Origin of the sequence: Actinomadura sp. NPDC000600 (assembly GCF_040492135.1) — a bacterium.
Classification (GTDB): Bacteria; Actinomycetota; Actinomycetes; order Streptosporangiales; family Streptosporangiaceae; genus Spirillospora.
Genome location: NZ_JBEUPD010000001.1, coordinates 66314 through 78855, shown reverse-complemented (window position 1 = coordinate 78855; position 12542 = coordinate 66314). Strand labels below are relative to the sequence as shown.

The following is a 12542-nucleotide window of genomic DNA, read 5'->3' as shown; positions in this document are numbered from 1 at the left end:
CGGTTCTCTCCACTGCGTGGGGCGGGCGCGACCGGCGGCGCGTGGTCCGGATGGTCTCCCGGCGGCCGGCGGCCCACCTGGTCGGGACGAGGGTCAGCGGTGCGCCGGCCGGCCGTCGGCGGGGTAGCGGACCGCCAGCAGATCGGCGTCGAGGCCGTTGCCCGCGAGGAACGTCCCGACCTCGGGTTCGATGTCCGGCCGCACCACGGCGACGAAGCGCTGCACGAGCGACGCGACGGCGCAGCAGACGATGAGTTCGGTGATGGCCCGCTCGTCGTACATTTCGACGAGCGGCTCGACGAACCGCCGCGGAGTGACCAGCGGGCTCTGGGCGGACAGCCACGCCAGGCGCAGCGCGCTCTGCTCCTTGGCGTCGAACGGCTCCATCGACTCCGGGTCGCCGATCGCCGCCCGGTAGGCGTGCCGCGCCCGCGCCGCGGCGCGCTCGGGGTCCTCGGCGACATGGGCCGCCATGAAGCCCTCGACCGCCGCGAGGTAGGTGTGGCCGCGGGAGGCCGCGGCCACCCTGGCCATGAGGTGCTTCAGCTCTCCAGCGATCACTGCGTCGCCGTCGCCGTTCATCAGGGTCGCGTACATGTAGGCGTGAAGCGACCTGGTCCGGTCCGGCCAGGCCGCGATCCAGGCGGGCATCAGCCCGAGATGCCGCGTGGTGAACTCCGTGACGTCGCCGACCTCCGACGCGTACCGGGCGAGCATCTCCTCGGCCGCCGGCCCGCCCTCGGGCACGCCGTGCGCCAGGTTGTCGGGGTTCTCGTCCTCGGCGGCGTGCCGCCCGCCGTCGATCCCCTTGGACTTCGCCACCTGCGCCCAGTCGCCCTCGATGGCGAGACCACTGAGGTCGTTGAAGACGTTGAAGAACCCCATCGAGGCGCCGATCTGGGTGACGGCCTCCAGCGCCTCGTCGGGGTCCACCGCTTTCGTGCGCCCCTGGTCCGCGGTCCTGCGGACCGCCTCGACGGCCTTGTCCGTTACGGCGTTCCTGGTCGCCTGCGCAGCGAGGTCCACGACCGCCACCTCGAAGGGACCGAACGGGTTGCCTGGACCGGCGTCGCCCCGGCGCGCGGCCTTCAGGGCGTCGACGTCGACGTCGAGGCCCTTGAACATCGTGATGCTGTGCGTCATGCAGTACGTGCAGCCCTGCGCCGCGGACGAGCCGTAGCCGATGATCGAGACCACGGGCGTGCCGACGGTCGCGGCGGCCTTCTGCAGCGAGGCGATGTTCTGGCAGTACACGAACAGCTTGTAGGCGGTCGGCCAGCGGTACAGGTAGGCCAGCGTGTTCGGCCAGAAACCGAAGATCCGTTGGTAGAAGCGCAGGATGGGCCAGGATTCCGGATCGGAGTCGTGGGTCCCGTCGGTCCGGGACAGATGGTCGACGAGTGGGACGTCCTGCGCGCCCCTGGCCAGATCCTCGTCGGTCACCGAGTCGAGCGGCAGCGCGCCCCGCGCGGACTCGACGACCTCGCGGAGCCGGCCCGCTTCGGCGAGCGCCTTCAGATCGTCCTGCCCGTCGATCCACTGCCCGCCGACGAAGACCTGCGGCAGCGTGGGGCGTCCCGAGAAGTACGCGGCCGAGTCGGCGAGCCGGGTCGCGGTCGCCGTGTCCAGCTCCTCGTAGGGGATTCCGGCCGTGTCGAGCACGCGTTTGGAGTTCTTGCAGAGTACACAGTCCGGCTTGGTGAAGATCTGGACCGCCGGTGTCTCGGTCATCGGAGCTCCGCTGGGAAGTGATTCGGCTGAGGGTCGAAGAAGGCTGAGGTCGAAGAAGACGGCGCGCTTCCCGGGCGATCGCCCGGGAAGCGCGCCGTTCGCTGAAGGGCCGGAGAGATGGAGGGGGCGGTCAGGACCCGGGAAGCCCTAGACGGCTTCCGGCTTCCTGGAGTCCGCGTACATCAGGGTCAGCTTCGGCTCGATGGCCAGGTAGAGCCCGGCCAGCGAACGGCCGGGGTCGTCGGGCGGCTGGAGCATGTTGACGTTGTGGTTGGCCAGCGGGTTGCCGGCCTCGGCGTCGGGCCCGACGAGCTCCTTGGCGACGGCGTCGTACGCGCGCTCCTGGTCCATGGCATCGGCCAGGTCCTCGACGCCGGCCGTGATGTGCAGGAACGCCTCGTGCAGCTTGAGGTTGCTCTTCTCCCGCCGGCTCAGCCGCTGTGCGTTGAAGAAGTGCTCGTCGCGGCCGCGGTAGGCCTCGTAGAACACCGAGACCAGGACGAGGAGGCGCTCGTACGCCGTCCTGTACGCCTGCGTGTAGAAGCTCGTCGCGTCCGCCTCGTCCACCCCGTCGCGCAGGATCGAGGACAGCGTGGCGGCGGACAGCAGCGCGCTGTACATCGCCAGGTGGACGCCGGTGGAGAGCAACGGGTCGAGGAAGCAGGCCGCGTCGCCGGCGACCAGGTACCCGGGGCCCGCGAACCGGTCGGTGACGTAGGAGTAGTCCGTCTCCGCCTTCACCTCGCTGCTGAGTTCGGCGCCCTCCACCAGGTTGGAGATCAGCGGGCTCTCCGCGATGTGGCCGCGGTAGATCTGCGCGATGTCCGACTGCTTCGCCTGCTGCTCCCGCAGGTGCTCCTTGGTGATGACCGCGCCCACACTGACCGTCCCGTCGTGCAGCGGGATCTGCCACAGCCAGCCGTGCGGGATGGAGCACACGCCGATGCCGCCCTCAGGTCCGTACCCGAAGGGCTTGGTGTTCTTCCAGTACCCCCACAGGGCGACGTTCTTGAACACCTCGTGGTGGCGGCGGCTGTGGTGGTGCTTGGTGGCCAGGAGCCCCGCCCGGCCCGAGGCGTCCAGGACGTAGTCGAAGGCGACGACCCCGCTGGTCGCCTCCTCGCCCTCGCCGCCGGCGCGTTCCCACGTCGCGCTCACCGCGCGTTCGCCCTCGAAGCCGATCTGGCGGACCGTCACGCCCTCGTGGACCTCCACGCCCTCGCTGCGGGCGTGCTCCAGGAGCAGCTGGTCGAAGTCGGCCCGGCGGACCTGCCAGCTGTACTCGGTGCCGAAGAGCTCGCTGAACCGGAGCTCCCAGTTCTCCTCGCCCCAGGCGTAGTAGGCGCCGCCCTTCCGTTTGAACCCGTGCGCCTCGACCTTCTCCCGGGCCCCGGTCAGGTCCAGGATCGGCAGGCACGAGGGCAGCAGCGACTCGCCGATGTGGTACCGCGGGAAGTGGTCCTTCTCGAGCAGCATCACCGAGAATCCCTGGCGGGCCAGCAGTGTCGCGGCGGTGGACCCTGCCGGCCCGCCACCGATGACGAGGATCTGGACGGATGTGCGCATCATGTCGATGCTCCTCTTCGTGTTCCGTGTCGTCTTCGTGTTCCGTGGCGTGTGGTCGTGGTGGACGGGGATGGCTAGGGCTGCGGCCGGGCGGCATGCCCGGTGCCGGTCTCGACGGCGTCGCGGTAGCTGCCGGTCACCTCCTGCAGCACGGCGGCCTTCGTCGCGTCGTCCGCATCGGCGCGGGCCGCCAGGTCGCGCTCGGCGGAGTCCATGTCCCGGTTGGCCTGGACGATCGCGGTGGTGGCCGGGCGGCGGACGCTCTCGTAGCGGCGCAGTGCGGCGGCGACCTCGTCGTCCCGGGCGAGTTCCGCGGCCAGGGCGACGCCGTCGAGCACGGCCTGCGACGCGCCGTTGGCGCCGATCGGGTACATCAGGTGAGCGGCGTCGCCGAGAAGGGTGACGCGGCCGGTCCCCCACTCGTCGAGCGGGTCGCGGTCGACCATGGGGTACTGGAGGATCCGGCCGCTGCGGGTGAGCACGTCCGGGACGCTCAGCCAGCCGAAGTCCCAGGACGAGAAGTGCGGCAGCACGTCCTTCAGCCGCCCGGAGCCGTCGGCGTCGCCGGACGCGTCCGCCGCGGCCGAGGAGACCAGGCATACCCAGTTGAGGAGGACCTTGCCCTGCCGGGCATGACGTGCCGAGCACGGATAGGCGACCAAGCGGGCCCCGGCCTCGTCATTGGCCAGGATCATGGTGCGCCCGTCGAGGAACTCGTCGAGTTCGGTCAGGCCGCGCCACATGTGGATACCGGCCGCGGAGACCGCGGTGCGATCGGGGTGGAGCCGGGACAGGACCGCGGAGTCCATCCCGTCGGCGCCGATGAGCGCCGTGCCGTGGATCGTGGACCGGCGGCCCGCCCGGTCACGGACGTGCACGCGGACGCCCCCGGCGTCCTGCGCGAAGCCGGTCACCCGGGCCCCGGCGCGCACCGCATCCGGACCGAGCCGGTCGCGCACCGCGGTCAGCAGCATCATCTGCAGCTCCCCGCGGTGCAGCGAGTACTGCGGACTCGGATGGCCGGCGGCGACGCCTCGCGGCTCGGTCCACAGCAGGGTGCCCGCGCGGTCGAGGTAGCGGTGCTCGCGGGTGGCTATGCCGATCTCCGCCAGAGCGTCCCCGAACCCCAGCGAGGTCAGTTCGGCGATGGCGGCGGGCTGGATGTTGATCCCCACTCCAAGCGGGCGGATCTCGGGGACGGCCTCCAGCACGGTCGCCTCGAGCCCGTGGGCGTGCAGGGCCAGCGCGGCGGTCAGCCCGCCGATCCCGGCACCGGCGATCACTATCCGAGCGTTTTCAAGGGTAGACATGATGCCTCTTGCGCTCCCTGTCCGCACCTATTTCGACACTCCATGAATATCGCGCGGCAAGCACACGTCCAATATCCATGAATGGAGCCGTAATTTTCTTGACATGAAGGGCTGCGATGGTTTTCGTAAAACTGTGGGCAGATCGTCGGCAGCCGAGTCCGGCGCACGTCGAAGGGAAACAGATGATCACTCATCCCCGGCTTTCGGTGCTCTACGTAACGGACCAGAAGAGCACCCTGGAATTCCTGACCGAAACGCTCGGCTTCGAACTGGCGGCGGATGTTCCCTACGGTGACGGCCGGCGGTGGGTCGAGGTCAGGCCACCGGGAGCGCAGACCCACGTGGCGCTCGCCGCCGTCGAGCCGGCCGTCCTGGCGGCACTGCGCGAACGGACCGGGCGGATGACCCACGGCTGGTTCGACTGCGACGACCTCGACGCCACCTGCGCCGACCTGCGCGCACGGGGTGTCGACATCACCGTGGCACCGCAAGCCGCGTCGTGGCGGGAAGGCGCCCGGTGGGCGCAGATCCGGGGACACGACGGCAATCTCTACGGACTGACCGAGCGAGACCTTCGGTAGCCGACCCCGCCCCGGGCCCGGGCGGCCGGGCCCGGGGCCCCGGGGCGGAGCCGGACCCCGCTACGGCTCCAGGTGCTCCTGCATGAACTCGTAGGCCCGCGTACCGATCTGCGTGGCGAACTCGGACACGTTGCTGATCGCCGAGCGGAAGTGCACGCCGCCCCAGTGCCTGCTCATGCCGCAGTCCGCGGAGAGGTCCGTCCACGTGTCCCAGCTCAGGGTCATGTCCTCGACGGGCGTGATCCCCGGCTCGACCACCGACGACCCGGCCTTCACGTGGATCTCGGAATTGATCTCGTCGCCGCCGAGCAGCAGCCGCGCCGCCTGGGTGTAGGCGCCGCAGAGCGAGGTGGAGACCGAGGGGTACTCCGGATGGTCGGGGGTGGTCAGGTAGCTCTGCCACTCGTTGCCGGTGATGTCGTGGACGGTGCCCTTGCCCGGCCCGCCCCAGGCGGTCACGGGCTTGTCGCCGTAGAGGTAGCGGATGGCGCTGAAAGGCCGCACCGAGTGGTAGAGGGCCTTGTAGTGCCAGTCCACGATGGCGGCGTCGAAGATGGCGACCTCGACGGTGGCGAGGTACTGGACGAACTCGCCGATCTCCATCGGCTTGGTCCTCAGCGCGGTCGTTCCCGCGATGACCCCGAGGGTGAAGAACTTGTCGTTGAACAGTTCGGCCAGGACCTTCTGCCGGTCGGTGAGCCCCGCCGACGCGGCCAGGACCTCGTCGGCCTGCTTACGGTACGCCTCGATGTTGCGCACGTCGCTGTTGACCGGCGGCTCGAGCTTGAACTTGGACGGGTCCGAGAAGGTGAACGGCGTGGCCAGGCGCATCTGCGGGGTCACCGCGTGCTGGACCGTGAAGACGCCGTTGCCGTAGGGGTTGACGTTGGGCTGCCAATGCGACGGGTCGTGCAGCTCGAACGCCGTGTTGACCGGCTGGAAGCCGGTGTAGTCCCGGTAGGGCTGCGGGTGGTACTTGCGGCCCTCGTAGCCCAGCCGGTTCATGCCGTCGTCCGCGCGGGCCTCGATCATTCCCCGGGCGGCGAGGTTGCCGATGCCGGCCGGCGTCTCCTTGTCCTCGGAGTCGTCGTCGGGGTTCAGCCCGACCGACTCCATCATCTTGCGCCAGTCGTCCCTGCCGTGGGGAAGGCGGTCGTTGAGGATGCGGTAGGACGCGTAGAGGACCGCGACGTTCTTGTTCCGGTTGTTGCACTCGCTCTTCGGACGGTGGCCGAGGTCGGAGTAGATGCCCTTGGCCGGGTAGTAGTAGGGCGCGACCGCATCGAACCAGGTGACCTCCAGCGCCATGGTGAAGTCGGCGACCAGCGAGGCGTCGCTGCCCGATTCGGAGACACCGAGGCGGGACTCGGCCTGGAGCGCCGGGAAGATCACTTCGACGGCCGCGTTCCCTCGTTCGAAGTCGAACGGCCCCGTGTCGGGCCGGAAGTGACGATCTGAGTAATCAGCCACGGGTCAATCTCCTCTTCGATTCTGTTTTGCCGTATGCCTGCCAGCCGAGTGGGGCCGGATTCTCCGTCATGCCATCTGCCGGTCCTGCGATTCCGCGGGAGCATCGAGGACGAAGCCTTCGTAACCGGCGCCCATCACCTCCTCCAGCTTCTTGCGATAGGCCGCGAGCCCCGCGACGTAGAATTGCAGCCTCTTCTTCTTGCCGGGGATGTTGCCGCCGTTGATGAACGAATCGACCTTCGAGAAAAGGCTGTGCTCGGCGATCTGGTCGCAGGTCGTGGTCCACGTCCGCTCGGCGTCCTCGGTGGCTTCGATCCACGACTTGCCGTCGTCCAGCGCCGTCTTGATCAGGCCTGCGAACCAGTCGACCTGGGTCTCGATCCCCGGCGGCAGGTTGCTGAAGACGGTGCACGGGCCGAAGACCATGAACATGTTCGGGAACCGGTGGCAGGACATGCCCAGGTAGCTGCCGGAGCCGTCCTTCCAGTGCTCCTGGATGGTCACGCCGCCGCGGCCGCGGATGTCCATCTGGCGGTAGGTGCCGTCGAACGCGTCGAAGCCGGTCGCGAAGACCAGGACGTCGAGCTCGTGCTCGACCCCGTCCTCGGTGAGCACGCCGTTGGGCGTGATCTCCCTGATCGGGGTCTCCTTGAGGCTGACCAGGGAGACGTTGTCCTGGTTGAAGACCTCGTAGTAGTCCTCGTTGCTGACCGGACGCCTGGCGTAGTAGCCGCTCGGCATGAGCTTGCGCGCGGTCTCCGGATCCTTGACGATCTCCTTGATCTTCGAGCGGATGAACTCGCCCGCGGCCTCGTTGGCCGCCGGGTCGCGAGCGATGTCGGAGAACGTCTCCAGCATGAAGCGGAACGCGTTGCCCTTGTCCCAGGCCGCCTGGAAGATGCGCCGGCGCTCCTCCTCGGAGACGCTCATCGCGGCCACCTGGCTCTCCCGGAACCCGCCTCCGACATAGGAGGTCCAGACCTCCGCCCAGACGTCCTGGTGGTTGGCCCGGTACTCGGCCTTCTCCTCCTCGGTGAACGGCCGGTTGCCGTTCGGGACGCAGTACTGCGCCGTCCGCTGGAAGACCGTCAGCCGGTCGACCGTCTTCGCGGCCGCGCAGATGAACTGCGTGCCGGTCGAGCCGGTGCCGACGACGCCGACGCGCTTGCCCTCGATCGAGAGGTCCGCGGGCCAGGCCGCGGTGTGGACGAGACGCCCGCGGAAGCTGTCGCGGCCCTTGATGTCGGGCACGTAAACCGCCGACAGCGGACCGAGGGCGGTGACGACGAAGCGCGCGGTGTGGCTCTCGCCCTCACCGGTGGTGACGGTCCAGGTCCCCTGGACCTCGTCGAACACCATGGAGTCGATGCTCGTGTCGAGCTGGATGTGCTCGCGCAGGCCGAACTTGTCGACCACCGACTCGAGATAGGCCTGCATGTCGGCCTGGTCGATGTAGCGGTTGTCGCCCACCGGCTCCGCGATCGTGTCCTTGTCGAACGAGAACCGGTAGACGAGGCCCTCGCTGTCGGACTTGGCGCCCGGATAGCGGTTCCACCACCAGGTGCCGCCGATGCCGGCCGCCCGATCGAACGCCCGGACGTCGAGGCCGAGCTCGTTGCGGAGCTTGTGGAGCGCGTAGATGCCTCCCATCCCGGCACCGATGACGATCGCGTCGAATTCGGGGGGTCTGTCCACCATGGGGAACTCCTCTTATGTCCCAGACTGATGCGGGCATGAAGCGCGAACGGCACCGCGATCACACGGATCGCGGTGCCGTTCGGGGCGATGTGAAACGGACCGGGCGGGAGCCCGGCTAGGGCTGCAGCCTGACGGTCTGCCAGCCCGTTGGAGACGTGTCGTAGCGCAGCCTCCGGTGCAGCCTTCCGGAGGCGGCGGACCAGAACTCGACGCTCGCCGGCTCCAGCCGGTAGCCGGCGAACCGGTCCGGCCGGGGCAGCGGACCGCCACGCTCCGACAGGCGTTCGGCCTCCGCGCGGAGCGCAGGGACGTCGTCGAGGGGTTCGCTCTGCCGGGACGCCGTCGTCATCGCGTGCAGCGGCGCCGGCCTGGCCGCCCAGAGCCGGTCCGCCTCGGCCGCCTCCAGCAGCACCACCGGCCCCGACACGATCAACTGCCGGGCGAGCTCGCGCCAGTACAGCAGCCCGGAGGCCCAGCCGGTCTGCGCGATCTCCCGGCCCTTCCGGCTGGTGCTGTGGCTGGTGAACACCAGACCCTGATGGGTGACCTCCGTGATCGACACGATCCGGTTCGAGGCGCGGCCCCGGCCGTCGGCCGTGGCGAGCGCGAGAGCCAGCGGTTCGCGCACCCCCTCGGCGACCGCCGCCGAGATCCAGCCCCGCGCCAGGGCCATCGGCTCGTCCGGCGGATCGGCGTACTCCGGAAAGGACTCGTCGAGTACACCGGTCAGGCTTTCGTACTTCGCGCTCACTGCTGCCTCCGCTGCCGCTCAGGCGTAGATCAATCCACGCGCCACGGGGACGCCCGAACCGGCCACCCGCACCGTCGCGATGCGGCCGTCGGCGAGATCCGCGCGGCCGCGCATCAGCGACGGCCGCCCCATCTCGACGCCCTGCTGGATGCCGATCCACTGCCCGAAGCCGATGCGGCCGTGACGGGCGAGATGGATGGCGAGGGGCCCCGCCGCGGAGCCCGTGGCCGCGTCCTCGGTCACCCCGTAGGCGGGCGAGAACATGCGGATCCGCCAGGTCGTGCCGGCCCCGGCGAAACAGTTGGTCGCCATGTCGGGGAACGCGGCCAGGGCACGGTGGTCGGGATCGACCCGCGACAGCGCGGCCATGCTCTCCAGCCCGACGAACACGTGCCGGGGCCCGTTGGAGTAGATCTCCACCGGAAGCTCCGACGCGGGGAGGCCCAGCGCCGCCAGCAGCTCGTCCGCGCGGTCGAACTCCCGCCAGGTCGGCACCGGCTGGACCATCTGGGCGGCGACGACCGTCCCGTCGGCGCGTTCCAGCTCGAAGGGGATCACTCCCATCGCCGTCTCCAGCCGGAGCCGGTCCCCCTCGACCGACTCGCCGAGCGCGACGGCCGTGCCGAGCAGCGGATGCCCGGCGAACGGCAGTTCGTTGACCGGGGTGAAGATGCGGATGCGCGCGTCGCCGCCCTGCTCCGGCGGGAGGACGAACGTGACCTCCGACAGGTTCATCTCCTTGGCGATGCGCTGCATGCGCTCCGCGGGGATGTCCTCCGCGTGGAAGAAGACGGCGACCGGATTGCCCTGCAGCGGCGTGTCCGTGAACGCGTCGATCACCGTGTACGGGTGCGTCCCGTCCGGCCCCGCCTGTCGCGGCCTCATCCGGCCAGCGCCGTTCTGATCACCGAACCGAGGATGCGCGGCCCGTTCTGGGTGAGCACGGACTCGGCATGGAACTGGAGGGAGGCGAAACGGGGACCCCGCAGCGCGTGCACGTCGCCCGTGTCCGGATCGCGGCAGATCTCCACCGCGCCCACACCGTCGATATCGATACCGTCCCGCGCCGACCGGGCCGCGAACGTGTTGTAGAACCCCACCGTCTCCCGGCGGCCGAACAGGTCGATCTCCATCTGCACCCCCTGGTTGGGCGTCTCCCGGCGCCGCACGCCGAGTCCGAGCCGCTCGCAGAGGACCTGGTGGCTCAGGCAGACGGCGAGAAAGGGACGGCGCTCCGCCAGCAGGGCGTCCGCGGCCGACGACAACCGGGCGAGCTTGCGGAGGCCGGGGTCCGCGGGATCGCCGGGGCCCGGTCCCAGCACGACGAAGTCGTAGGCCCCGAACGGCGGGATCTCGTCGTGGCGGCGCACGGTCACCCGCATGTCCAGGCTGCGCAGCTGGTGTTCGAGCATCGAGGTGAAGGTGTCCTCGGCGTCCACGATCAGCGTCCGGCATCCCGCCAGCTCCGGGAAGGGCGACGCCGACTCGGCGCCGGCGCCCAGCCAGTAGCCGGCGATCGTCGCGTTGCGCTGCGCCAGCGCGTCCCGTACCCGGGGGTGGGCCCCCAGCCTGGACGGGGCTTCGGCCCTCAGCGCGGTGAGCATCCCGGCCACCTTGGCCCGGGTTTCGGCGACCTCCGAGGCCGGATCGGAATGGCGGACGAGCGTGTTGCCCACACCGATGCGCACCTGGCCGCCGCTGTCGATGTCGGCGGTGCGGATGAGGATGGCCGAGTCGAGGGACTGGCGACCCGACGCGTCGCGGCCGATGCAGGCGACGACCCCGCTGTAGTAGCCGCGGCCCGCCGGCTCGTGCCGGCTGATGACGCGGCAGGCGTTCTCCAGGGGACTGCCGGTGACGGTCGGGGCGAACATGGTCTGCCTCAGGATGTCCCGGACATCTCGCCCGCTCCTCCCCTCGATGAAGTACTCGGTGTGCGCCAGCCGCGCCATCTCCTTGAGCCGCGGGCCCACCACCCGGACGCCCGGTTCGCAGATCCGCGTCATCATCTTGAGTTCCTCGTCCAGGACCATGTAGAGCTCCTCGGACTCCTTCCGGTCCGCCAGGAAGTCCATGACGTCGGGCAACGAGGGGCCGGACGCCGGATAGCGGTAGGTGCCGCTGATGGGGTTCATGGTGGCCACGCCGCCGTTCAACGTGACGTGCCGCTCCGGCGTGGCGCCCACGAACGTCCGGTCGCCGGTGTGGACGACGAAGGTCCAGTACGTCCCCGACTCGACCTCGAGGAGCCGTCGGAAGACCGCCAGGGCGCTGTGCGGCGTGTAGTCGGGGATGCCGGTGATGTAGGACCGTTTGATGACGAAGTTCGCACCCTCCCCCTCGCCGATCGCCTCCTTGATCACTCGGCGGACGTTCTCGGCATAGGCGTCGTCCGTCACGTCGAAGTGCCCGTCGGGGACGGCGATGGGCGGATCGGGGATCCGGGCGATCGCCTCGGCGAGCGGCACCGTCGCGTGTCCGGTCACACTGATCGTGATCAGCGGAGCGCCGTCGTCCGCGCACGCGAAGCCTCGTTCGCGGATCTGGCGGTAAGGAATGATCGCCAGCACGTCGGGGCGGCCCGCCGGGCCCTGCGGGACACCGCCGGAGTCCGGAAGCGGGATGTCCGCCAGCGCCTCCACGTGCGAGACGTCTCCCACGAGGACGTCGAGTGATCCGGGCCCGCTCGTCTCCGGGCGGTGCAGCAGCGCGAAGGCGGGAGGGCTGGGCGCCAGGACGGCATCGAGCAGGTCGCCGCCGGAGCCCGACCGCCCGGCACCGCCCGGCCCGGTCACAAGAACACTTCCTTCGCGCTCACCACCGCCGCGCAGGACTCGGCCGCGTACTCCAGGGCCATGCGGTGGTGGGCGGCGCTGAAATCAGCGACGGCGTCGCCGACCACGAACGTCTGGATGTCATTGCTGTAGGCCTCGACGGCGGTGATCAGAACCCCGAGGTGGGCGTACACCCCGCAGATGATCAGCTGGTCGCGCCCGCTGCGCCGGATGCGCTCCAGGAGGTCACAGCCGAAGAACGCGCTGTAACGCCGCTTGAAGAACATCCAGTCGCCGGCTTCGGGGGACAGCTCGTCGGCCACCAGGCGGTCGTCGGGCGTGCTGCTCATCCCCGGGCCCCAGAAGTCCCTGAGCAGCCCGCGCTCCTCTTCGCTCATGTCGCCGGGCTGAGCCGAGTAGGCGACCTGGACGCCGAGGGCGACGGCGCGCTCACGCACCGAGGCGATGTTCCGGACGAGCTCGTCCCGTGTCGGGGCGGGCAGGGGCCTGATGAAGAAACGCTGCATGTCGTGAATGAGCAGGACGGCGCGAGAAGGGTCCGGCGTCCAGTCGGCGATGTTGTTCGGCAGGTCGCCCACACCGGGGATCGGGTAGGTCTCGATGGCGGGGATGCCGGGCATGAGCGCCCTCCTCTCGATCG

General features: G+C 69.8%; 10 protein-coding genes. 1 reads left to right on the top strand and 9 read right to left on the bottom strand.

The window, feature by feature from the left end; all coding sequences use genetic code 11:
• Nucleotides 1–93 precede the first annotated feature (93 nt).
• The 3 genes from ABWI07_RS00320 to ABWI07_RS00310 form a co-directional block, all read right to left on the bottom strand.
• Nucleotides 94–1731, bottom strand: coding sequence for a glutaredoxin domain-containing protein (locus ABWI07_RS00320; RefSeq protein WP_149259229.1), 1638 nt, complete (start codon nt 1729–1731; stop codon nt 94–96).
• Between the two features lie 147 nt (nt 1732–1878).
• Nucleotides 1879–3300: an NAD(P)/FAD-dependent oxidoreductase gene (locus ABWI07_RS00315; protein WP_235036772.1), complete on the bottom strand. Its 1422-nt coding sequence runs from the start codon at nt 3298–3300 to the stop codon at nt 1879–1881.
• Nucleotides 3301–3371: 71 nt separating this feature from the next.
• On the bottom strand, nt 3372–4607 hold the full coding sequence (locus tag ABWI07_RS00310; protein ID WP_149259228.1) for an FAD-dependent monooxygenase: 1236 nt from the start codon (nt 4605–4607) through the stop codon (nt 3372–3374).
• Nucleotides 4608–4789: 182 nt separating this feature from the next.
• Between ABWI07_RS00310 and ABWI07_RS00305 the strand changes: the two genes are divergently transcribed.
• Nucleotides 4790–5188, top strand: coding sequence for a VOC family protein (locus tag ABWI07_RS00305; RefSeq protein ID WP_160160899.1), 399 nt, complete (start codon nt 4790–4792; stop codon nt 5186–5188).
• Nucleotides 5189–5248: 60 nt separating this feature from the next.
• Here the strand turns inward: ABWI07_RS00305 and ABWI07_RS00300 are convergent, their stop codons facing one another.
• The 6 genes from ABWI07_RS00300 to ABWI07_RS00275 all read right to left on the bottom strand — a co-directional run bounded on the left by ABWI07_RS00300 (nt 5249) and on the right by ABWI07_RS00275 (nt 12522).
• The gene (locus ABWI07_RS00300) at nt 5249–6658 is read right to left on the bottom strand and encodes a vanadium-dependent haloperoxidase (protein WP_149259226.1); all 1410 of its coding nucleotides are present in this window, start codon (nt 6656–6658) and stop codon (nt 5249–5251) included.
• A gap of 66 nt (nt 6659–6724) precedes the next feature.
• Complete coding sequence (locus tag ABWI07_RS00295) at nt 6725–8356, bottom strand: flavin-containing monooxygenase (RefSeq protein ID WP_149259225.1); 1632 nt, start codon at nt 8354–8356, stop codon at nt 6725–6727.
• Between the two features lie 115 nt (nt 8357–8471).
• Nucleotides 8472–9107 carry a phenazine biosynthesis FMN-dependent oxidase PhzG gene (gene phzG, locus ABWI07_RS00290; RefSeq protein WP_149259224.1) on the bottom strand — a complete coding sequence of 212 codons (636 nt, stop codon included), beginning with the start codon at nt 9105–9107 and terminating at the stop codon, nt 8472–8474.
• An 18-nt stretch (nt 9108–9125) separates the two neighbouring features.
• Complete coding sequence (locus tag ABWI07_RS00285; RefSeq protein WP_149259223.1) at nt 9126–9992, bottom strand: PhzF family phenazine biosynthesis protein; 867 nt, start codon at nt 9990–9992, stop codon at nt 9126–9128.
• The gene (locus ABWI07_RS00280; protein ID WP_353817204.1) at nt 9989–11902 is read right to left on the bottom strand and encodes a chorismate-binding protein; all 1914 of its coding nucleotides are present in this window, start codon (nt 11900–11902) and stop codon (nt 9989–9991) included. Before ABWI07_RS00280 ends, ABWI07_RS00285 begins: the two co-directional genes overlap by 4 nt.
• Nucleotides 11899–12522 carry an isochorismatase family protein gene (locus tag ABWI07_RS00275; RefSeq protein WP_149259221.1) on the bottom strand — a complete coding sequence of 208 codons (624 nt, stop codon included), beginning with the start codon at nt 12520–12522 and terminating at the stop codon, nt 11899–11901. The genes ABWI07_RS00280 and ABWI07_RS00275 overlap by 4 nt, the downstream gene beginning before the upstream one ends.
• Between the last annotated feature and the right edge of the window lie 20 nt (nt 12523–12542).

What these genes read in the sequence shown, in the direction of transcription:
- ABWI07_RS00320 (WP_149259229.1), bottom strand. Translation starts at nt 1,731, where the DNA reads ATGACCGAGACACCGGCGGTCCAGATCTTCACCAAGCCGGACTGTGTA.
- ABWI07_RS00315 (WP_235036772.1), bottom strand. Translation starts at nt 3,300, where the DNA reads ATGATGCGCACATCCGTCCAGATCCTCGTCATCGGTGGCGGGCCGGCA.
- ABWI07_RS00310 (WP_149259228.1), bottom strand. Translation starts at nt 4,607, where the DNA reads ATGTCTACCCTTGAAAACGCTCGGATAGTGATCGCCGGTGCCGGGATC.
- ABWI07_RS00305 (WP_160160899.1), top strand. Translation starts at nt 4,790, where the DNA reads ATGATCACTCATCCCCGGCTTTCGGTGCTCTACGTAACGGACCAGAAG.
- ABWI07_RS00295 (WP_149259225.1), bottom strand. Translation starts at nt 8,356, where the DNA reads ATGGTGGACAGACCCCCCGAATTCGACGCGATCGTCATCGGTGCCGGG.
- ABWI07_RS00285 (WP_149259223.1), bottom strand. Translation starts at nt 9,992, where the DNA reads ATGAGGCCGCGACAGGCGGGGCCGGACGGGACGCACCCGTACACGGTG.
- ABWI07_RS00275 (WP_149259221.1), bottom strand. Translation starts at nt 12,522, where the DNA reads ATGCCCGGCATCCCCGCCATCGAGACCTACCCGATCCCCGGTGTGGGC.